Annotated in this window: 13 protein-coding genes and 1 pseudogene; 3 read left to right on the forward strand and 11 right to left on the reverse strand. The window is 72.9% G+C overall.

Annotation, left to right across the window (positions count from 1 at the left end; all coding sequences use genetic code 11):
- Positions 1 to 8: 8 nt before the first annotated feature.
- From HCC61_RS18450 to HCC61_RS18500, 11 genes and pseudogenes are all read right to left on the reverse strand, one after another.
- The gene (locus tag HCC61_RS18450; protein ID WP_346777282.1) at positions 9 to 980 is read right to left on the reverse strand and encodes a CoA ester lyase; all 972 of its coding nucleotides are present in this window, start codon (positions 978 to 980) and stop codon (positions 9 to 11) included.
- Positions 981 to 1072: 92 nt separating this feature from the next.
- Positions 1073 to 2419: a CoA transferase gene (locus HCC61_RS18455; RefSeq protein WP_169136643.1), complete on the reverse strand. Its 1347-nt coding sequence runs from the start codon at positions 2417 to 2419 to the stop codon at positions 1073 to 1075.
- Positions 2416 to 3363 (reverse strand): ribokinase, encoded by a 948-nt coding sequence (rbsK, locus tag HCC61_RS18460; protein WP_346777271.1) that lies wholly within the window; start codon positions 3361 to 3363, stop codon positions 2416 to 2418. Before rbsK ends, HCC61_RS18455 begins: the two co-directional genes overlap by 4 nt.
- Positions 3360 to 4946, reverse strand: coding sequence for an ADP-ribosylglycohydrolase family protein (locus tag HCC61_RS18465; RefSeq protein ID WP_169136645.1), 1587 nt, complete (start codon positions 4944 to 4946; stop codon positions 3360 to 3362). The genes rbsK and HCC61_RS18465 overlap by 4 nt, the downstream gene beginning before the upstream one ends.
- Complete coding sequence (locus HCC61_RS18470) at positions 4946 to 6277, reverse strand: ADP-ribosylglycohydrolase family protein (protein WP_169136647.1); 1332 nt, start codon at positions 6275 to 6277, stop codon at positions 4946 to 4948. The genes HCC61_RS18465 and HCC61_RS18470 overlap by 1 nt, the downstream gene beginning before the upstream one ends.
- Positions 6274 to 7428, reverse strand: a pseudogene (locus HCC61_RS18475) (ADP-ribosylglycohydrolase family protein); the annotation flags it as partial. The gene HCC61_RS18470 and the pseudogene HCC61_RS18475, both read right to left, overlap by 4 nt.
- Positions 7429 to 8006: 578 nt before the next feature.
- Positions 8007 to 9098, reverse strand: a complete 1092-nt coding sequence (locus tag HCC61_RS18480) for an ADP-ribosylglycohydrolase family protein (protein WP_240969118.1) — start codon at positions 9096 to 9098, stop codon at positions 8007 to 8009.
- A gap of 413 nt (positions 9099 to 9511) precedes the next feature.
- Positions 9512 to 10822 (reverse strand): extracellular solute-binding protein, encoded by a 1311-nt coding sequence (locus HCC61_RS18485; protein WP_169136651.1) that lies wholly within the window; start codon positions 10820 to 10822, stop codon positions 9512 to 9514.
- Positions 10822 to 11658, reverse strand: coding sequence for a carbohydrate ABC transporter permease (locus HCC61_RS18490; RefSeq protein ID WP_169137008.1), 837 nt, complete (start codon positions 11656 to 11658; stop codon positions 10822 to 10824). The genes HCC61_RS18485 and HCC61_RS18490 overlap by 1 nt, the downstream gene beginning before the upstream one ends.
- The gene (locus HCC61_RS18495; RefSeq protein WP_206322708.1) at positions 11658 to 12524 is read right to left on the reverse strand and encodes a sugar ABC transporter permease; all 867 of its coding nucleotides are present in this window, start codon (positions 12522 to 12524) and stop codon (positions 11658 to 11660) included. The genes HCC61_RS18490 and HCC61_RS18495 overlap by 1 nt, the downstream gene beginning before the upstream one ends.
- Positions 12525 to 12622: 98 nt before the next feature.
- The gene (locus tag HCC61_RS18500; protein ID WP_346777272.1) at positions 12623 to 13834 is read right to left on the reverse strand and encodes a LacI family DNA-binding transcriptional regulator; all 1212 of its coding nucleotides are present in this window, start codon (positions 13832 to 13834) and stop codon (positions 12623 to 12625) included.
- A 356-nt stretch (positions 13835 to 14190) separates the two neighbouring features.
- Here HCC61_RS18500 and HCC61_RS18505 point away from each other — a divergent pair, with 356 nt between their 5' ends.
- From HCC61_RS18505 to HCC61_RS18515, 3 genes are all read left to right on the forward strand, one after another.
- Positions 14191 to 14925: a VIT1/CCC1 transporter family protein gene (locus HCC61_RS18505; protein WP_169136655.1), complete on the forward strand. Its 735-nt coding sequence runs from the start codon at positions 14191 to 14193 to the stop codon at positions 14923 to 14925.
- A gap of 374 nt (positions 14926 to 15299) precedes the next feature.
- Positions 15300 to 19922, forward strand: a complete 4623-nt coding sequence (gene gltB, locus HCC61_RS18510; protein ID WP_240969091.1) for a glutamate synthase large subunit — start codon at positions 15300 to 15302, stop codon at positions 19920 to 19922.
- A complete protein-coding gene (locus HCC61_RS18515) occupies positions 19915 to 21375 on the forward strand; it encodes a glutamate synthase subunit beta (RefSeq protein WP_169136657.1) in 1461 nt (486 codons plus the stop codon). Before gltB ends, HCC61_RS18515 begins: the two co-directional genes overlap by 8 nt.
- Positions 21376 to 21417 lie beyond the last annotated feature (42 nt).

Consider the following 21417-nt stretch of genomic DNA (forward strand, 5'->3'; position numbering starts at 1 on the left):
TACGTACCTCAGCCGCGCCGCCTCGCGAGCGCGAGCGTGCGCCGGGCTCCCGCGACGACCGCCGCGTCCACGAAGCGTCCGTCCGGCAGCGCCAGCGCGCCCGCACCCGCCGCCGCGGCCTTCATGATCTCCTCGGCGGCCTCGGTCTCCTGACGCGTGGGCAGATACGCCCGCTCGATGATCTCCAGCTGGCACGGGTGGATGGCCGTACGGCCGAGGAAGCCGAGGCCGCGGCCCTCCGCGCAGGAGCGGGCGAGGCCTTCCGCGTCGGCGACGTCCGGATAGACGGACTGCGGTGGGGGAGCGAGACCGGCGGCGCGGGCGGCGACCACGGTACGGCTGCGCGGCCAGGCGAGCCCGGCTTCGCCGCTGACGCCCAGCACGGCGCGCAGATCGGCCTCGCCGAGTGCGATGCCGCGTACGGCGGGGTGCGCGGTGGCGACCGCGAAGGCGTTCTCGATGCCGAGGGCGGATTCGAGCAGTGCGTAGAGGGATGGCACGTCGTCGCCGGAGCCCGCACCCGAGCCCGCACCCGAGCCCGCACCGGGGTCCGAACTCGAGCCCGTCGCCGCGCCCGCACTATCGCCTGCGCCCGCGGTCGACGGGTGCGCTTCCCGCGCCCACTGCGCGACCCGTACGACGTCCGCGACGCCGTCCACCTTCGGCAGCCGCAGACCGGCGAGGCCCGGCAGGCCCGTGAGGGCGCGCACCTCGGCGGCGGCGAGCGGGCCGTCGAGCGCGTCCACCCGCACATGGACGGGCACCGGGCCGGGGCGGGGGTCCGCGAGCAGCTCGGCGGTGGCGTGCAGGGCGTATGTCTTGCGCTCGGGGGCGACCGCGTCCTCCAGGTCGACGATCACCACGTCGGCGCCGGACGTGAGCGCCTTGCGTACGACCTCCGGCCGGTCGCCGGGTGCGTAGAGCCAGGTCAGCGGGAAGGACTCGGCGGCGGTGGCGCCGTCGGGCACGTCGTCGCGCACTTCGTCGTGAGCCCTGCCGTGTGCTGCTCCGTGTGTCCCTCCGTGTGCTTCCGCGGAGGCGCCGTCGGCGGCGTCGCGCAGCCGGCCGCCGTTCACAGTGCGCCGCCCTCCCGCAGCGCGGCGATCTCCCGTTCGTCCAGGCCGAGTTCGGCGAGTACGGCGTCGGTGTCGCAGCCGTGGGGGCGGCCCGCCCACTTGACGGCGCCGGGCGTCCCGGAGAGCCGGAAGAGGACGTTCTGCATGCGTACGGTGCCCAGCTCCTCGTCCTCGACCTCGGTGATCGAGCCGAGGGCCCGGTACTGCTCGTCTTCCATCACGCCCCGGACGTCGTTGACCGTCGCGACCGCCGCCTCGGCCTGCTCGAACGCGGCGACGACCTCGTCTCGGTCGTGGCGCGCGATCCAGCCGCCGACCGCCTTGTCCAGCTCGTCGGCGTGCGCGGCGCGACCGGCGCCCGTCGCGAACCACGGCTCGTCGAGGAACTCCGGGTGCCCGACCAGCCGCAGCAGACGTTCGGCGACGGACTGCGCGGAGGTCGAGACGGCGAGCCAGGCGCCGTCCGCGGTGCGGTAGGTGTTGCGGGGCGCGTTGTTCGAGGACCGGTTGCCGGTGCGCGGCTGTACGTAGCCGAGCTGGTCGTACCAGATGGGCTGCGGGCCGAGCGCCGTGAGCATCGGCTCGATGATCGCCATGTCGACCACCTGCCCGCGGCCGGTCCGCTCCCGGCTGTGCAGTGCCGCCATCACCGCGTACGACGTGGCCAGCGCGGCGATGGAGTCCGCGAGCCCGAACGGCGGCAGCGTCGGCGGCCCGTCCGGTTCGCCGGTGATCGCGGCGAAGCCGCTCATGGCCTCGGCGAGGGTGCCGAATCCGGGCCGTCGCGCGTACGGGCCGAACTGCCCGAAGCCGGTGACGCGGGCCAGTACCAGGCGGGGGTTGGCGGCGGAGAGCCGGTCCCAGCCCAGGTCCCACTTCTCCAGGGTGCCGGGGCGGAAGTTCTCGATGACGACGTCGGCGCCGGCCGCGAGGCGCAGCAGCACGTCGCGCCCGCCGGGGGAGGACAGGTCGAGCGTGACGTTGCGTTTGTTGCGGCCCAGCAGCTTCCACCACAGGCCGACGCCGTCCTTGGCGGGGCCGTGGCCGCGGGACGGGTCGGGTCTGCGCGGATGCTCGACCTTGATCACGTCCGCGCCGAAGTCACCGAGCATGGTGGCCGCGAGGGGACCGGCGAAGAGGGTCGCGAGATCGAGGACGCGGAGGCCGTCCAGCGCCGCGGGACCGGGTGCGGGAACGGGTGCTCGGGCGGATGCCGGATCGGGTGCTTGGCCGGATGCCGGGCCGGGTGCGCGGTCGGCGTCCGGGCCCGTCCCGGTGCGGGCGCCGTCCGTCGTGCGGTCGTCGGCAGGGTCCGTGGCGTGCACATCGTGCGCTTGGTTCATCGGGGCGTCCGGCTTCCGTGGAGCGTGGCGGCGAAGGCTTCGGTCTCGTTGCGGTGCGGCATGGACGCGGACGCGCCGGGCCGCTGTACGGAAAGGGCCGAGGCGGCGGAGGCCCAGGCCAGCGCGTCGGGCATGGCACGGCCCTCGCCGCGGGCGACGGCCAGGGCTCCGACGAAGGTGTCGCCCGCCGCGGTGGTGTCCTCGGCCTTCACGCGGGGCGCGGGCACGCGCACCGGTTCCTCGCCCCGTACGGCGTGCAGCGAGCCCTTCTCGCCGAGCGTGACGACGGCCTCGGGGACGAGGGCGAGCAGCGCGGACGCGGCGTCGTACGGGTCGGACTTGCCGGTGAGCACGGCCGCCTCGTGCTCGTTGGGCACCAACAGGTCGGTGACGGCGAGGAGTTCGCGGGGCAGCGGCTGCGCGGGAGCCGGGGTGAGGACGACGGGCACGCCGTGTTCGTGTGCCGTGCGGGCTCCGGCGAGTACGCCCGCGAGGGGGATCTCCAGCTGGAGGAGGAGGGCGCCCGCGCCGGCGATGCGCTGTTCGTCGCCGTCGGCGAGGCCGTCGACGGAGGCGTTGGCGCCGGGTACGACGACGATGGCGTTGCCCCCTTCGTCGTCCACGACGATGTGGGCGGTGCCGCTCTCGCCCTCGACGGTGCGCAGTCCGGCGGTGTCCACTCCGGCGTCGGCGAGCGAGGCACGCAGCCGCACGCCGAAGTCGTCGTCGCCGACCGCGCCGATCATCGAGACCGAGCCGCCCGAACGGGCCGCGGCGACGGCCTGGTTGGCGCCCTTGCCGCCGGGGACGGTGCGGAAGGCGCGGCCGGTGACGGTCTCACCGCGGCGGGGCGCGGTCGCGACATAGGCGACGAGGTCCATGTTGGTGCTGCCCAGCACGGCGACGGCCGGTCGTGGCGCAGCAGTTGGCGTCGTGTCGGTCACTGTGCCGAGGTCTCCTGTCGGTCTGGTCCGTACGGCCCGGCGGGCGGGCCTGCGGACGGGCGGTACGGCTCGGGCCGGGCCCGACTGCGGTACGGGCCGGACGAGTCGGGCGGTGGCGACGCGAGGTCGCGGGTGAGCCCGGCGAGGGTGTCGAAGCCGGTGCCGTCGAAACCGGTGACGCTCGTGGCCAGCCGGTTCCGCAGCGGCGCCGTCCAGCGGGAGGGCAGCGCACCGGGCGAACCCGCGAGCAGCCCCGCGACCGAGCCCGCCGTGGCGCCGACGGAGTCGGTGTCCCAACCCCCGGACACGGCACGGCAGATGGAGCCGGTGAAGTCGCCGCGGGCGTGGGTGAGCGCGGCGGCGAGCAGCGCGGCGTTGGGCAGCACGTGCACCCAGTGGTGACGGCCGTACTCCTCGTGGAGACGGTCGACGACGGACTCGAATCCGGCGGCGCCGCCCGTCGGTTCGTCGAGCGCCGTGTCGATCCCGAAGGCGACGGCGCGGGCGAGACGGGAGCGCGGCGGCACCACCCGCAGGCCGGTGCGCAGACAGCCGAGGGCGTCGCCGGTCGTGCGGGAGGCGGCCTCGGCGATGACGGCGGCGGCGAACATCTCTCCGTACACGCCGTTCGCCGTGTGACTCAACGTGGCGTCGCGCCAGGCGAGTTCGGCCGCTGTCCCGGGGTCGCCGGGACAGGTCCAGCCGAAGACGTCGGCGCGGATCAGCGCCCCGATCCACTCACGGAACGGATTGTGGCGGCGGCCGGTCTCCGGCGGCTCCAGACCGTCGAGGAGGTTGCGGTACGCGATGCGCTCGGCGGTGAACGTACGGCCCGCGGGCAACTCGTCGAGCCAGAGGCCTGCGACGTCGGCCGTGGTGAACGCGTGGCCGTGGCGGCGGAGCAACAGCAGGCCCAGCAACGGGTAGTTGAGGTCGTCGTCCTCCGGCATGCCGTCGATGTTCTCGGCGAGCGAGGTGGCGGCTCTGCGCCGGTTCCAGGGCAGGCGCCGTGTCGTCGCCGCGGGGAGCCCGGCCTGGGTGAACCAGCCGTCGAGCGGCCAGTTGCCGGTCTCGCGGGCGATCTCCCGGATGCCGTCCAGCGGCATCTTCTCCACGGGCTTGCCCAGCAGGCAGCCCGCGGCACGGCCCAGCCACGCGGCCTCCAGTCGCTGCCGCAGCGCGTCGGGCCGCTCCGGCCGGTCGAGCCGGTCGGGCCGGCCGGGTCCCCCGGCCCGGTCGGGCTGCGCCGGTGGTTGCGCCGGTGGTTGCGGTTTCGGCTGTGGCGGCTGCGGCTGTGGCGGCTCCGGCCAGTCGGGGCAGGCGGCCTTGACGGCCTCCAGCTCCGTCGGCTCGTGGGCGGTCAACGGCGAGGGGAGCAGGGCGAGTTCGTCGAGGAGACGCAGCGCCGTCGCCCGCAGCCGCCCGTCGGCGGGCGGTTCGGAAGCGCCCGCCCGCTCGGGCGCGGGCCCGCCGCCCGCGTCACGCCATACGCGTTCGACGGCCGACGCGTCACGGCCGTCCTCGGCGGCCTGCCGCAGCTCGTGCCCGAGCAGGTCCTCGGGCTGTACCCACGTCAGCCGCATCAGGCCCCGCCTTCCAAGGCGCCCTCCACGGCCCCCGGCGCGGCGCCGTGCGTGCCCGGCACACGGTCCGCGTCCGTTGCGATCGTGCGGAACGCGGCCTCGTGGGCGCGGCGGCGTTCCACGTCGCGTACGAAGATCTCGCGTGCGACCTCGGCGAGGGACGCCGCCGGAGCGTGCAGATCGAGCCTGCTCGCCCGTGCGACCTCCGCGCCCCACTCCTCCGGCACCGCCGACGCGCCCCGCATCGCTCCGACGAGGGCGCCGCTCATGGTCGCGATGGAGTCGCAGTCCCGTCCGTAGTTGACCGAACCCAGCACCGTACGGCGGAAGTCGCCGCCGCCGACGAGCAACATCCCCAGGGCGACGGGCAGTTCCTCGATGGAGTGCAGCCGGGAGGGGCGGCGCGCCCCGAGCGACGGGCTGCGGTATTCCGGGCCGACCGTGTCGTACGGGGCGACCGCGTCACGCAGCGGCTTCAGCGCCTCCTCGAAGTCGCCGTAACGCGCGGCGACTTCGCACACCGCCGCGATCGCCTCCCGGGTGCCGTCCCTGGCGAGTGCCAGCGCGTCCCCGACGACGGATTCCGGCGTCGCACCCGGACCGCACGCGGAGGCGACGGCCGCCGCGAACACCCCGGCGGCCTCCCTCCCGTACGACGACTGGTGCGCACCGGCGACGTCCAGCGCCTCCGCGTAAGCAGCCGCCGGATTACAGGCGTTGACCAGTCCGACGGGCGCCATGTACATCGCCGCGCCGCAGTTGACGATGTTGCCGGTGCCCGCCTCGCGGGGGTCGGCGTGGCCGTAGTGCAGCCTGGCCACGATCCACTTCTCCGCGAGGAAGAGCCGCTGCAACGGCAGTGCCTCCGCCTCCAGTTCGGGGATCCAGCGCGGGTCGCCCATCAGGTCCGGCACCAGGTGGCCGGCGACGTCGTACGCGTCGAGATGGTCGCGGACCTTCCCATAGACCCGTACCAGGGCGTGGGTCATCAGGGTGTCGTCGGTGACGTGTCCGTCGCCCTTGTGGTACGGGGCGATCGGCCGGGCGTTGCGCCAGTCCTCGTGGAAGGGCCCGACGATTCCCCGCACCCGTCCGCCGTGCCGCTCCACGATCTGCTCGGGACTCCAGCCCTCGACGGGCCCGCCGAGGGCGTCGCCGACCGCGGCCCCCACCAGGCAACCGGTGACGCGGTCCTCCAGCGTGGGCGTGCCCCCGTCGGCGGACGCGTTCGTCGGGGTACCGGCCGCGGAGCCCGCCGCGGTCGTCGTCCGTGGTGCCGTCCCGGTAGACGTCGGTGTGCTCGTCGGCGGGTTCGCGGGTGTGGGCCTCATGCGCAGGTCGTTCCTTCCGCGGAAGCGCCCTCGGGCGTGGTCAGTTCGGTCTGTGCGAGGAGCGCGGCCAGCTCGATCAGGTCTCTGCCCGCGAGGCGCGGAAGCGCGCAGCCGGACAGCGTGCGGCAGGCCGTGCGCCAGCTGCCCGGGATGTCCGCGCCGCCGCCGATCGCCCCCGTCAGGGCGCCGGCCAGCGCCGGGGCGGAGTCCGCCACCCGCGAGAGGCACGCCGCCGCCGGCACGGCCTCGGCTACGGAGCCGCCGCCCGCGAGACAGAGCGCCAGCGCCACGGGCACGGTCTCGGCGGCGGCGATCCCGTAGCTGTAGATGTGGTCGACGATCTCGTGCTCCAGCACGGGGACCAGGGCGAAGGCGTTGCCGGGACGGCTGGGCCGGTCGGCGGCCGCCTCGTGGGCGAGCCGCACGGCGTGCCGCGCGTTGCGGCGGATCTCCGTACCGGAGGGCAGCTGCTCCAGTGCCGCTGCGACGCAGGTCTCGGCATCCGAGCCGCCCAGCGCCTCCGCGACGGCCGCCGCCATGGCGCGCGCCCCGTGCACGCCGTCGCCGTCCTGCGTGTAACGGGCGTCGCACTCGGCGAGGTTGGCGGCGGCGCACGGGCTGCCGGGGTGGACGGTGGCCAGCACGGCGGCGCGTACGCATGCGGCGTCGTCGAAGAAGTGCGGATTGTCGTGGCCGGTCGCCGGTGGCCGCAGGCCCGTCGCGAGGTTCCCGAGTCCTGCACGTACGGAGATGCGGGCACGCAGCGGTAGCACCGCGGACTCCACCTCGGGGGCGCGCCCGGCGGCAGCGGCGACCTCGCCCGCGAGCTCGTTCCAGGCCAGGTCGACGGCGGCACGGATGCGCCGGTCCCGGCCCAGGTCGCTCAGCAGCGCACCGGCGGCGGTCAGCACCGACTCGGCCGTGAACGCGGCCCATTCGGCGTCGTCGGACGGGCCCAGCCGCAGCGGCTCGGGCGGCTGGTTGAGCGCGATCGGCACGGGGAGGGTGGTGGTCGCGTTCTGCTCGGCGAAGGTGTCCAGCTCGCGCGTGAGGCGGCGCGTCCACTCCGGCATGCGGGAGGCGCGGTGCCGGGCGGCGGGCCAGCCTGCGGCGTCGCCCGCGGCGATCCCGAGCAGCAGGCCCTCGATACGGCGCGGGTCGGCGGGCTGCCCCCCGGCGGCGGGGGAGGCGGGCGACGCGGGGGCGCGGGAAACGTCCCGGGCCCCGGCGCCGGTTCGGGTGCCCGCGCGGGTTGCGTCTTCGGTTGGGGGAGCGGTGCGGGTTGCGTCTTCGGCTGGGGGACCGGTACGGGTTGCGCTTTCGGCTGGGGGACCCGTACCGGCTGCGTCTTCGGTTGGGGAAGCGACGTGGGCTGCGTCTTCGGCTGGGGGACCCGCACCGGCTGGGCCTTCGGTTGGGGGAGCGGCGCGGGCTGCGTCTTCGGCTGGGGTGCCCGCGCGGGTTGCGTCTTCGGCTGGGGGACCCGCACCGGCTGGGCCTTCGGTTGGGGGAGCGGCGCGGGCTGCGTCTTCGGTTCGGGTTCCCGCGCGGGTTGCGTCTTCGGCTGGGGGACCGGTACGGGTTGCGCTTTCGGCTGGGCAACGCGTACGGGTTGCGCCTTCGGTTCGGGAACCGGCACCCGCACCGGCCGCGCCCGCGTCACCGGCCCGGGGCCCGGCGGCCGCGTCGCCGCGCACCCCTACCGCCGCGCCGCGCAGCTCTGTTCCGCTCATCGCCCCGTCCTCTCCGTGGCGCTCCCCGGAACGTCCTCCATGCCCTCCGGAACGTTCTCCGCGTTCTCCGGCGTGCTCTCCCTGCCGTCCTTCCCGTCCCCGCCGGACGGCCGCGCCCCGCGGCCGCCCCGCGCCCCGGGCGACGGCGTGAGCAACTCCGCGACGTCCAGGACGTGATAGCCCTCCATCGACGGCAGGCAACTGCCGCGCGCCGGCCCGATGGCCGCGGCCCACTCCCCGGGTACGGCACCGGCCCCGCCCAGGGCCCCCGCGAGCGCGCCCGCGACAGCGGCCGTCGTATCGGCGTCGCGGCCCATGTTCACCGCCGTCAGTACGGAATCCCTGAAGTCGCCCTGCGCGACGGCGAACGCGCCGAACGCCAGCCCGACCGCCTCCGGCGCCAGGTCCATCCACGGATAGCCGCCGATCACCACGGCGGAACGCACGGCACGCTCGCGCCCCAGCCGCGTGGCGTCACGGTCGTGGCGGGCCCGCTGCGCCGTGGCGACGGCGCGCCGCAGGGAGCGGGCCGTCCAGGAGTCCTCCGGCACGACGGACAGCGCCGCCGCGATCACCGCGTCCGTACCGCGTCCCACCATCGCCGCGGCCACACCCGCGGCGACGGCCTGCCCGCCGTAGATGCCCTCGCCGTCGTGGCTGACGGTGCCGTCGAGCGCGACGAGACGCGCGGCCTCCGCAGGGCGTCCCGCGGCGAAGATGCCGAACGGCGCGGCACGCATGGCCAGTCCGTCGCTCCAGGCGTGCCTGTGCTGCGCCGAGATGGGAGCGGCGAGGCCGCGGCGCAGATTCTCCAGCGTGCCGCGTTCGCTGAACCCGGCCCCGCGGAACGGGCCTTCGTCGAGGTTGGCGATCCAGCGGTGCCATGCCTGCTCGACGTGCGCGACGGTCAGGCCGGAGCCGTGCTCGGCGAGCATCAGACCGGAGAAGAGCGCGTACTCGGTGTCGTCCGTGCCCGACGGCTCGTCCTCCACGAAGCCCTCGATGCGTCCCCACCGCTCCCTGATCTGCGAGGGCTTCATGTTCTCCGCGGGCGCGCCGAGCGCATCGCCGACCGCGAGCCCGAGCATCCCGCCGCGGGCCCGCTCGCGCAGATCCGCCGGGGCCGGGGCGTACGGCGGCGGGGACGGGACGGCGGAAGCGGGGGAGAGGGCTGACGGGGCGGAGGCTGCGCTCATGGTGCGGATCGCCGTTCTGTGCCGTGGTTCCGGGTGGTGGTCCGGGGTTCTGTGTCGTGGTGGTCCGGGGTTTCCTGCCGTGGTTCCGGGTGTGCTTCCGTGCCGTGTTCGAGTCCTGTTCCCGAGTCCTGTTCCCGAGTCCTGTTCCCGAGTCCTGTTCCCGAGTCCTGTTCCCGAGTCCTGTTCCCGAGTCCTGTTCCCGAGTCGTGTTCCCGAGTCGTGTTCCCGAGTCCTGTTTCCGTGCTGTGCCTGCGAGTTGCCGAGTCGTGTTCCGTGCCTGTACGTACGTCCGCGTACGCCGCCGGTCAGCGCTGATATCTGGCGAGGATGCGGTTGCCGTCGTCGACGAGCTTGCCGCGGAGCGCGCGAAGGCTGATGCCTCCCGCGTAGTACGCCTGGAGGGCGGGGGTGGCGACCTTGTCCTTCCACTCGGGATAGCCCCGCACTCCGAGCACGGGTGAGGCCCGCAGGTCCGACGCGATGCGCAGCCCGGTGCTCCAGCCGTAACCGCCGGTGCCGAGGCCGGGATCGCGCAGCGCCTCGTCCCCGGTGGGCACCAGCCAGTCCCCCTCGGCGAGGCGCGCCATATGGCCGGGCCGGGTCATGAACGCGATGAACGCCATGGCTGTCTTCTTCCGCGAGGTGTCCTGGGATACGGACAGGGTCTGCGGGCTCACACCCTGAAGCTGTCCCCCGCCCTCCGCGGATCGCCCGGCGGGCATCGGCAGCGTCACCCATTCGAAGCCGCGGGGCGCCTGCTGCCGTACCTGCTGCCGGAAGGAGAAGTTGAGCGGCACGATCGCGTACCGCCCGGCGAAGAAGCCCGGAAGGGTGTCGGAGCCGGCCATGCCGAGGGCGCTGCGGGGCGCCGTGAGGTCCTCGTTGACCTGGCGGTGAATCAGTTCGGCGACCCGGGAGTCGGCGTCGTCGAAGCGGACTACGTCCTTTCCGTGCTCGCGGTGGAAGACGGCGCCGCCGGTGCTCATCGCCAGATTGACCGACTGGTTGACGGGCTCCTTCATCGACCAGGCGACGCCGTATGTGCGCTCGCGGCCCCGTCCGTGCGTGAGTTCCTTCGCCACGTCCTCGAACTCGCCCCAGGTCCAGGGGCGTTGGACCGTCGGTATCCGCACGCCGGACCTCTCCAGCAGCCTCCGGTCGGCTATCAGCACGCGCGGATCGTGCAGGAACGGCACGCCGTAGACGCCGCCCTCGATGGTCGCCATGTCCCAATTGGCCTGGGAGATCTGCCTCTTGAGGTCGCCGGGCAGCAGCGGACGCAGGTCGGCGAGATAGCCGCCGTGTGCGAAGTCGGTGAGGTCGTTGGCCTCGTCGTGGATGACGTCGGGCGCCTCGCCGCCCTCGAACGATGTCAGCAGCTGGTCGTGCACGGACTCCCACGAGCCCTGCACATAGCGGACCCGGGCCGACGGGTGGCGCTTGTTCCACTCGGCCACCAGCGCCTTGTTGACCTCGATGGACTCCTTCTGCCAGGCGAGGCTCAGGAAGTCCAGGGGACCCGAGTCGCCGCCGCCGGCGCATCCGCCGAGCAGCGCCGGCGTCCCGGCCGCGCCCGCCGCCGTAGCCGCCGTGGTGAGGAAGCCGCGGCGCCTCATCAGCCCTTCACCGCCCCGCTCATGACGCCGCTGACCAGCCGCCGCTGGAGCAGCGCGAAGAACAGCAGGCTGGGCAGCGTCGCCGTCAGCGCGGCCGCGGCGAGCGGCCCCAGGTCGGCGGCGCCCTCCGCGCCGATGAAGTGGGTGAGGATCACGGACATCGTCTGCTTCTCCGGCGACTTGAGCAGGACCAGGGCGAAGAAGAACTCGTTCCAGGCGGTGACGAAGGAGAACATCACCGTGGCCACGAGTCCCGGCGTGAGCAGGGGAAGCACCACGCTGCGCAGGGTGCGCAGCCGTCCGCAGCCGTCGATGGCGGCGGCCTCCTCCAGCGAGGCGGGCACGGAGCGTACGTAGCCCTGGAGCATCCACAGCGCGAACGGCAGGTTCCAGACCACGTAGACGAGGACGAGCCCGGTGAGGGAGTCGACGAGGTGGAAGCTCTTCAGCACCAGGAACAGCGGGATGATCACCAGCACGAAGGGGAACATCTGGCTGACCAGGATCCAGCCCTTCGCCGCCGTGCCGACCGCGGACCGGTACCGGGCCATCGCGTAGGCCGCGGGCACCGCGACGGCGACCGACACCGCCGCCGCGCACGATGCGACGACGACGCTGTTGAGCGCCGAACGCGCCAGCGGCTGCTGCCCGAAGGCGGCCCTGAAGCTGTCGAGCGAGGGGTGGCGTGGCAGCCACTCCGCGTCCACCGAGCCCAGTTCCTGCGGTGACTTGAAGGCCGTGGAGAGCAGCCACAGCAGCGGGAAGGCGAGGAAGACCAGATAGCACAGCAGCGCCAGGTACCGGCTCGCGCGGGCCGTGCCCGACCGGGAGGTGATCACAGGTCGTCCTCCTTCAGGCGGTTGCGCAGAAAGACCGTCAGCAGCACGGCGACGACGGCGACCATCACCAGTCCCATCGCCGCGGCGTAGCCGAACTGCCCGTAGCGGAAGGCCTCTTCGTACGCGAAGAGCATCGGCAGCCGTGTCGCGCCGCCCGGCCCTCCGCCGGTGAGCACGTAGACCAGGCCGAAGGAGTTGAAGTTCCAGATGAAGTTCAGTGCGGTGATCGCCAGCACCACGGGCTTCAGCGCCGGCCAGGTCACCGCGCGGAACCGCCGCCACGGGCCCGCGCCGTCCAGCGCGGCCGCCTCGCGCAGATCCACCGGCACGTTCTGAAGTCCGGCCAGCAGCACGACGGTCGTCTGCGGCATGCCCGCCCACACCCCCACCACGACCACCGCGGGAAGAGCGAGCGAGATGCCGGCGAGCCAGTCGACGTTCTCGGAGATCAGATGCAGGTCGCGGAGCGTGGCGTTGAGGATGCCGGCGTCCTGGTTGTAGACGAGCCGCCACATCACGCCGACGACGACCTCGGGCATCGCCCACGGTACGAGCACGAGCGTGCGGGCCAGCCAGCGGAAGCGGAGGTCCTGGTCGAGGAGGAGGGCGAGCCCGAGGGACAGCAGGAGCTGAAGGGCCGTCACCGACAGCGCCCATACGAGGCCGATCTTGAAGGAGTCCCAGAAGAGCGAGTCCAGCCGCAGGTCCGCCAGGTTGGCCAGACCCGTGAACCTCGTCACCTCCGTACGCCCGGACTGCGCGTCGGTGAAGGCCAGCGACAGCCCGTACAGCAGGGGTCCGGCGCTCAGCAGCAGCACCGGCAGCAGCGCGGGCAGCAGCAGGAACCAGGCGTCGCGGTCCAGCCCGAGGGCGCGCCTGCGGCCGGGCGCGGAGCGGGGCGGCGGGGTGCCGGCGCTCGCGGGGCGGGAGGCGCCGGGGCCGGCGCCGGTGGCGGTGGCGGTCACGAGGCCGCCTCGCCGCGGTCATGGCCGGCGGGCGCCGCGTGCGGGTCCGGGCCGGGACGGGCGGGGGCCGAAGAGGCCCGTACGACGAGCCGCGGCGTGACCGTACGAGTCCGCGCGGGCGGCCCCGGATCCCGTACGGACCCTGACCCCGGACCGGACCCCGCCTTCTGCCCGGAACCGGCTCGCGGCCCCGATATCCGCTCCAGCAGCATCTCCGCCGCGATCCTCCCGCGCTCGGCCGAGCCGAGGTCGACGCTCGTCAGGGGCGGCCACCCGGCCCTGACGAGCACGGTGTCGTCCATGCCCACGACCGCCACGTCCCCGGGGATCCGCAGCCCGCGCGAGTGCAGCGCCTGCGAAGCGCCGAGCGCCAGCTGGTCGTTGGCGCAGAAGACCGCGTCGAGCCCGGGACCGCCGGGGTCGCCCGGCTCGTGGGCGGAGACGCCCGGCCCTCCGGCGGAGGTCCCCGCGCCCCCGGCCGTCAGGCGGTCCAGCAGCCGGTGCATCGCGCTTGCGCCCGCCTCGATCGTGAACTCGGTGGTCACCACCAGCTCCGGGTCCGCGCGCAGCCCGCATGCGGCGAGTGCCCGGTGGTAGCCGAGGTGACGGTTGCGCCCGGGAACGGTGTCGGCGGGCCCGTTGACGAAGGCGATACGGCGGCGGCCCGTCTCCGCCAGGTGCCGGACGGCCAGCCCGGCACCGGCGACGGAGTCGGCACGGACGCTGTCGACGGGGACCCGCTCCTCCTCGGGCAGCGAACCGATGACCACCACGGGCCGGGCGGCGGTGCGCAGCGCCTCGATGTGCTCGGGGGTGATGCGGATCGGGCAGAGGATCAGCCCGTCGCTCGTGCGGTCGGCGAGGCTGCGCACGACGGCCAGCTCGTCCTCGGCGACGGCGTCCGTCGAGTGGAGGAGCAGGCGGTAGCCCTCCGCCTTGGCTATGGACTGGATCTGCCGGACCATCGCGACGTAGACGGGGTTGCCGATGTCCTGCATGGCGAAGGTCAGCTGCCTGGTGCGGCCGCCCTTGAGGGAGCGGGCCACGGCGTTGGGCACATAGCCGACCTCGGCGGCGGCGCGCTCCACGCGGCGCACGGTCTCGGGCCGCGCCCCGTGCCCGTTGAGCACGCGGGAGACCGACGCTATGGAGACGCCGGCGCGCTCGGCGATCGTCTCGACGGTCGGAGCCCCGCCCGCCGTCACCACGAACCGACCGCCCTCGCGGCGCCCGCCCGGAAACTGGAAACGTTTACAGCCACGGCCAGGCATCCTGCGGCCACGCACCGCAGCCGTCAACCCCTGCGGACGCAATCCGCACGCAGCGCGGGCGCCGCGGGCGACTCGGACCCCGGCGCCGACCCCGGTGCCGGCCACGGCTCCGCCGCCGTTCGCCGCCCCGGCCGCGCACCCTCTCCGACCAGGTAAGTTCGGCCTTCCTTGCTGGCGGGCCCGCTCATGTCGTGCATACCTTCGAAGTGCTGAAGAGGGCGGAACGCGCGGACCGGCCCCGCCGCGGCGCCGGTCGCCGGCGTTCCGCTGCCGGAGAAGGAAGCGGACAAGACATGGCGGTCATGGAGCGGGACACGGCGCACGGTACGGACCACAAGGACCACACCCACACCCACAGGGACATCAACGGCGGCTGGCTGCGCCCGGCCGTCTTCGGCGCGATGGACGGGCTCGTCTCCAACCTCGGCCTCGTGGCGGGAGTCGCGGGCAGCTCCGCCTCGAACAAGGTCATCGTCATCTCGGGCCTGGCCGGGCTCGTCGCGGGCGCCTTCTCGATGGCCGCCGGCGAGTACACCTCCGTGGCCTCGCAGCGCGAACTCGTACAGGCGGAGCTGGAGATCGAGCGGCGCGAGCTGAAGCGCCACCCCGAGGACGAGCTGAAGGAGCTCGCGGCGGTCTACGAGTCGCGAGGCGTGGAGCCCGGCCTGGCGAAGGAGGTGGCCCGCCAGCTCCACGAGGACCCGGACCAGGCGCTGGAGACGCACGCCCGCGAGGAGCTGGGCGTCGACCCCGGGGACCTGCCCTCGCCCACGACCGCCGCCGTCTCCTCGTTCCTGTCCTTCTCCGTCGGCGCCGTACTGCCCGTGCTGCCGTATCTGCTGGGTGCGACCTCGCTCTGGTACGCGGTGGTGCTGGCGCTCGCCGGCCTCTTCGCGTGCGGGGCGATGGTGGCGCGGGTCACGGCGCGGAAGTGGTGGTACAGCGGACTGCGGCAGCTGGCGCTGGGCGCGGCAGCGGCGGCGGTGACGTACGGGCTGGGCACGGTCTTCGGTGTCGCCCTGGGATGAGCGGGCCGGGCGCCGATGGCTCGTACGGCGGCATCCCCGGTACGATCTTTTTGTTACCTCACGGTTTCGGGCTGCGGGAGGCCGGGCAAGAGCCGTGAGGTCCGAGGGCAATGACGCTCGTATCGGGCCCCAATACCGCTGCCGTGCGGGGGCCACCCCCACTCCCGCCGCAGGTCCCGGGGACCGGGCCCTTCTCTGTATCGCAATGTGGTCGTCACGCTCACGATCCGAGACGGCACATCTTTTTTTCCGGGTCTGGTCCACCATGTAACTTCGAAATCTGTTCCGCAGAGGGCCAACGTCGTCCCTCGCGCTGACCCCGCCCCCCAGGCGCCCGCCGGGGGAGCCCCCCAGCAACGACGACGGGAGAGCCGATGCGTGCATCGTTTCAGGCGGCCATTCCTGCCAAGCAGGGCATGTACGACCCCCGGTACGAGCACGACGCCTGCGGTGTCGGCTTTGTGGCCACCCTCACCGGTGAGCCCAGCCATGCCCTCGTCGAGCAGGGGCTGACCGTACTGCGCAACCTGGAGCACCGCGGCGCTACCGGAGCCGACCCGGAGACCGGCGACGGCGCCGGGCTGCTGCTCCAGGTCCCCGACGCGTTCCTGCGCGAGACGGTGGAGTTCGCCCTGCCGGAGGCGGGCGGCTACGCCGTGGGCATCGCCTTCCTCCCCGCCGAAGAGTCCGAGGCCGCAGAGGCCGTCTCGCAGATCGAGACGCTGGCGTCCGAAGAGGGACTGACCGTGCTCGGCTGGCGCGATGTGCCCGTCGCACCCGACCTGCTGGGTCCGGGCGCCCGCACCACGATGCCGTCGTTCCGGCAGCTGTTCGTCGGGGACGCCACGGCCGACAAGGACACCGGCGCTCCCCGTACGGGCATCGCGCTGGACCGGCTCGCCTTCGTGCTGCGCAAGCGCGCCGAGCGTGAGGCCGGGGTCTACTTCCCCTCGCTCTCCTCCCGCACCCTCGTCTACAAGGGGATGCTGACCACCGGGCAGCTGGAGCCGTTCTTCCCGGACCTGTCCGACCGCCGCTTCGCCAGCGCCATCGCGCTGGTGCACTCCCGCTTCTCCACCAACACCTTCCCGAGCTGGCCGCTGGCGCACCCGTACCGCTTCGTCGCGCACAACGGCGAGATCAACACGGTGCAGGGCAACCGCAACTGGATGCGCGCCCGCGAATCGCAGCTGTCCTCCAGCCTGTTCGGACGCGGCACCCATGCCGGCGAGGAGGAGCAGCGCAAGGCCCTGGAGCGGATCTTCCCCCTCAACACCCCCGGCGCCTCCGACTCCGCGACCTTCGACGAGGTGCTGGAGCTGCTGCACCTGGGCGGGCGCTCACTGCCGCACTCGGTGCTGATGATGGTGCCCGAGGCGTGGGAGAACCACGACTCGATGAGCCCCGCCCGCCGGGCCTTCTACCAGTACCACTCCACGATGATGGAGCCCTGGGACGGACCGGCCTGCGTCACCTTCACCGACGGCACCCAGGTCGGCGCCGTGCTCGACCGCAACGGGCTGCGCCCCGGCCGCTACTGGGTCACCGACGACGGTCTCGTCGTCCTCGGCTCCGAGGTCGGCGTCCTCGACATCGACCCGTCCCGCGTCGTGCGCAAGGGACGGCTCCAGCCCGGCCGGATGTTCCTCGTCGACACCGCAGAGCACCGCATCATCGAGGACGACGAGATCAAGGAGCAGCTCGCCTCCGAGCAGCCCTACCGGGAGTGGCTGGAGGCCGGGCTGATCGACCTGGCGGACCTGCCCGAGCGCGAGCACATCGTGCACACGCACGCGTCCGTCACGCGCCGCCAGCAGACCTTCGGCTACACCGAGGAGGAGCTGCGCGTACTGCTCGCGCCGATGGCCAAGACCGTGGCGGAACCGATCGGCTCGATGGGCACCGACTCGCCCATCGCCGCCCTCTCCGAGCGGCCGCGGCTGATCTTCGACTACTTCACGCAGCTGTTCGCGCAGGTCACCAACCCGCCGCTGGACGCCATCCGCGAGGAGCTGGTCACCTCGCTGAACTCCTCACTCGGCCCGCAGGGCAACCTGCTGGAGCCGAACGCCGCGTCCTGTCGCAGCGTGACCCTGCCCTTCCCGGTCATCGACAACGACGAGCTGGCCAAGCTCATACACATCAACGCCGACGGCGACCTGCCCGGCTTCAAGTCCACGACGCTGTCCGGGCTCTACCGCGTCAGCGCCGGCGGCAAGGGCCTGGCCGAGCGGCTCGGGGAGATCTGCGCCGAGGCCGACGCCGCCATCGAGGCCGGCGCCCGCCTGATCGTGCTGTCCGACCGGCACTCCGACGCCGAGCAGGCGCCGATCCCGTCGCTGCTGCTGACCTCCGCGGTCCACCACCACCTGATCCGCACCAAGCAGCGCACCCAGGTCGGCCTGCTGGTCGAGGCCGGCGACGTGCGCGAGGTGCACCACGTCGCGCTGCTCATCGGCTACGGCGCCGCGGCCGTCAACCCGTACCTGGCGATGGAGACCGTCGAGGACCTCGTACGTGCAGGCACGTTCCTGCCCGGCGACATGGACGCCGAGCAGGCCATCCGCAACCTCATCAAGGCGCTCGGCAAGGGCGTGCTGAAGGTGATGTCCAAGATGGGCATCTCCACCGTCGCCTCCTACCGCGGCGCCCAGGTCTTCGAGGCCGTGGGGCTCGACGAGTCCTTCGTGGACACCTACTTCCACGGCACGACGACGAAGATCGGCGGCGCCGACCTGGACGTCATCGCCAAGGAGGTCGCCGCACGCCACGCCAAGGCCTACCCGGCCACCGGCATCGCTCCGGCGCACCGCGCGCTGGAGATCGGCGGCGAGTACCAGTGGCGCCGCGAGGGCGAGCCGCACCTGTTCGACCCGGACACGGTCTTCCGCCTCCAGCACTCCACGCGCGCCCGCCGCTACGACATCTTCAAGCAGTACACCCAGCGCGTCGACGAGCAGTCCGAGCGCCTGATGACGCTGCGCGGCCTCTTCCAGCTCAAGGACGAGCGGCCCTCCGTGCCGATCGAGGAGGTGGAGCCCGTGAGCGAGATCGTCAAGCGGTTCTCCACCGGCGCCATGTCCTACGGCTCCATCTCGCAGGAGGCCCACGAGACGCTCGCCATCGCCATGAACCAGCTGGGCGGCAAGTCCAACACCGGTGAGGGCGGCGAGGACGCGGTCCGTCTCTACGACCCGGCGCGCCGCTCCTCGATCAAGCAGGTCGCCTCCGGGCGCTTCGGCGTCACCAGCGAGTACCTCGTCAACTCCGACGACATCCAGATCAAGATGGCCCAGGGCGCCAAGCCCGGCGAGGGCGGCCAGCTGCCCGGCCACAAGGTCTATCCGTGGGTCGCCAAGACGCGGCACTCCACTCCCGGCGTCGGCCTCATCTCGCCGCCGCCGCACCACGACATCTACTCCATCGAGGACCTCGCCCAGCTCATCCACGACCTGAAGAACGCCAACCCGCGGGCCCGTATCCACGTCAAGCTCGTCTCCGAGGTCGGCGTCGGCACGGTTGCCGCGGGCGTCTCCAAGGCACACGCCGACGTGGTGCTCATCTCCGGGCACGACGGCGGTACGGGCGCCTCCCCGCTGACCTCCCTCAAGCACGCGGGCGGCCCCTGGGAGCTGGGCCTGGCCGAGACGCAGCAGACGCTGCTGCTCAACGGGCTGCGCGACCGCATCGTCGTGCAGACCGACGGGCAGCTGAAGACCGGCCGGGACGTGGTCGTCGCGGCGCTGCTGGGCGCCGAGGAGTTCGGCTTCGCGACGGCGCCGCTGGTCGTCTCCGGGTGCGTGATGATGCGCGTGTGCCACCTGGACACCTGCCCGGTCGGCATCGCCACGCAGAACCCGGTGCTGCGCGAGCGCTACAACGGCAAGGCCGAATTCGTCGTGAACTACTTCCAGTTCATCGCCGAAGAGGTGCGGGAGTTCCTCGCCGAGCTGGGCTTCCGCAGCCTCGACGAGGCCATCGGGCACGCCGAACTCCTCGACGTCTCCCGGGCAGTGGACCACTGGAAGGCACAGGGCCTGGACCTGGAGCCGCTGCTGCACGTACCGGATCTGCCCGACGGCGCCGTCATGCACCAGGCCGTCGAGCAGGACCACGGCCTGGCCAAGGCCCTCGACAACGAGCTGATCAAGCTGTCCGCGGACGCGCTGTCCGCCGACTCCGCGCAGGAGGCACAGCCCGTACGCGGCCAAGTCGCGATCCGCAACATCAACCGCACCGTCGGCACGATGCTCGGCCACGAGGTGACGAAGAAGTTCGGCGGCGCCGGACTGCCCGACGACACCGTCGACATCACCTTCACCGGCTCCGCCGGCCAGTCCTTCGGCGCGTTCCTGCCGCGCGGCGTGACGCTGCGCCTGGAGGGCGACGCCAACGACTATGTCGGCAAGGGGCTTTCGGGTGGACGGCTGGTGGTGCGCCCCGACCGGAGCGCCGACCACCTCGCCGAGTTCTCCACGATCGCGGGCAACACCCTCGCCTACGGCGCCACCGGCGGCGAGATCTTCCTGCGGGGACGCGTGGGCGAGCGCTTCTGCGTACGCAACTCCGGCGCGCTCGTCGTCTCGGAGGGCGTGGGCGACCACGGCTGCGAGTACATGACGGGCGGCGCGGCCGTCGTACTGGGCGAGACCGGACGCAACTTCGGCGCCGGCATGTCCGGAGGCGTCGCCTACGTCATCGACCTCGACCCCGCCAACGTCAACGCCGGCCTGCGGGACGCCGTCTTCGGCCACGAGGACCTCGACGACGTGGACAGGCATTGGCTGCACGACGCCGTGCGGCGCCATCAGCAGGAGACCGGCTCGACCGTCGCCGAGGCGCTGCTGGCCGACTGGGACCGCTCCGTCACCCGCTTCGGCAAGGTCATCCCCGCCACGTACAAGGCAGTGCTCGCCGCCAAGGACGCCGCCGAGCGAGCCGGACTCAGCGAGTCCGAGACCCACGAGAAGATGATGGAGGCGGCGACCAATGGCTGACCCCAAGGGCTTCCTGAACACCGACCGTGAGGTCGCGCAGTCCCGGCCCGTGGATGAGCGGGTCAAGGACTGGAACGAGGTGTACGTACCGGGCTCGCTGCTGCCCATCGTCAGCAAGCAGGCGGGACGCTGCATGGACTGCGGCATCCCCTTCTGCCACCAGGGCTGCCCGCTGGGCAATCTGATCCCCGAGTGGAACGACTACGCCTACCGCGAGGACTGGGCGGCGGCGAGCGAGCGGCTGCACGCGACGAACAACTTCCCCGAGTTCACGGGGCGGCTGTGTCCCGCGCCGTGCGAGTCGGCGTGCGTGCTGGGCATCAACCAGCCGCCGGTGACCATCAAGAACGTCGAGGTCACCATCATCGACAAGGCGTGGGACAACGGCCACGTCACGCCGCAGCCGCCCGACCGGCTCTCCGGCAAGACCGTCGCCGTCGTCGGCTCCGGCCCGGCCGGTCTCGCGGCGGCACAGCAGCTGACGCGCGCGGGCCACACCGTCGTCGTCTACGAGCGCGCCGACCGGCTCGGCGGGCTGCTGCGCTACGGCATCCCCGAGTTCAAGATGGAGAAGCGGCACATCAACCGGCGCATCGAGCAGATGCGTACGGAAGGCACCAAGTTCCGTACAGAGGTGGAGATCGGCCGCGACATCGACGCGAAGAAGCTGCGCAAGCGGCACGACGCCGTCGTCATCGCGGCGGGGGCCACCACGGCCCGCGACCTCAAGGTGCCGGGCCGCGAACTGGGCGGCATCCACCAGGCGATGGAGTACCTGCCGCCGTCCAACAAGGTGCAGGAGGGCGACCTGACGGTCTCCCCGATCACCGCCGAGGGCAAGCACGTCGTCGTCATCGGCGGCGGCGACACCGGCGCCGACTGCGTCGGTACGGCGCACCGCCAGGGCGCGGCGTCCGTGACCCAGCTGGAGATCATGCCCAAGCCGGGCGAGGAGCGGGCACCGCACCAGCCGTGGCCGACCTTCCCCATGCTCTACAAGGTCACCTCCGCGCACGAGGAGGGCGGCGAGCGGGTCTACTCCGTCAACACCACCCACTTCGAGGGCGACGAGGACGGCAACGTCCAGTGGCTGCACCTGGTCGAGGTGGAGATGAAGGACGGCAAGCTGGAGCAGAAGCCCGGCACCGAGCAGCGGATCCCCGCCCAACTGGTCACGCTGGCAATGGGATTCACCGGTGTCGACCGTGAGAACGGCCTGGTGGAGCAGTTCGGCGTCGACCTGGACGAGCGCGGCAACGTCGCCCGCGACGACAACTACGCGACCAGCGTCGACGGCGTCTTCGTCGCCGGAGACGCGGGCCGCGGCCAGTCGCTGATCGTGTGGGCCATCGCCGAGGGCCGCTCCGCGGCCAAGGGCGTCGACCGCTACCTCATGGGCGCCAGCGCGCTCCCGTCGCCCATCGCGCCGACGGACCGCGCCATGGCGGTCTGACCGGGCCCGGCCTCCGCCCGGCCTCCGCACGGCCACGGCACT

It is taken from the genome of Streptomyces sp. HNM0575 (assembly GCF_012726265.1).
In the GTDB taxonomy this organism is placed as follows: domain Bacteria; phylum Actinomycetota; class Actinomycetes; order Streptomycetales; family Streptomycetaceae; genus Streptomyces.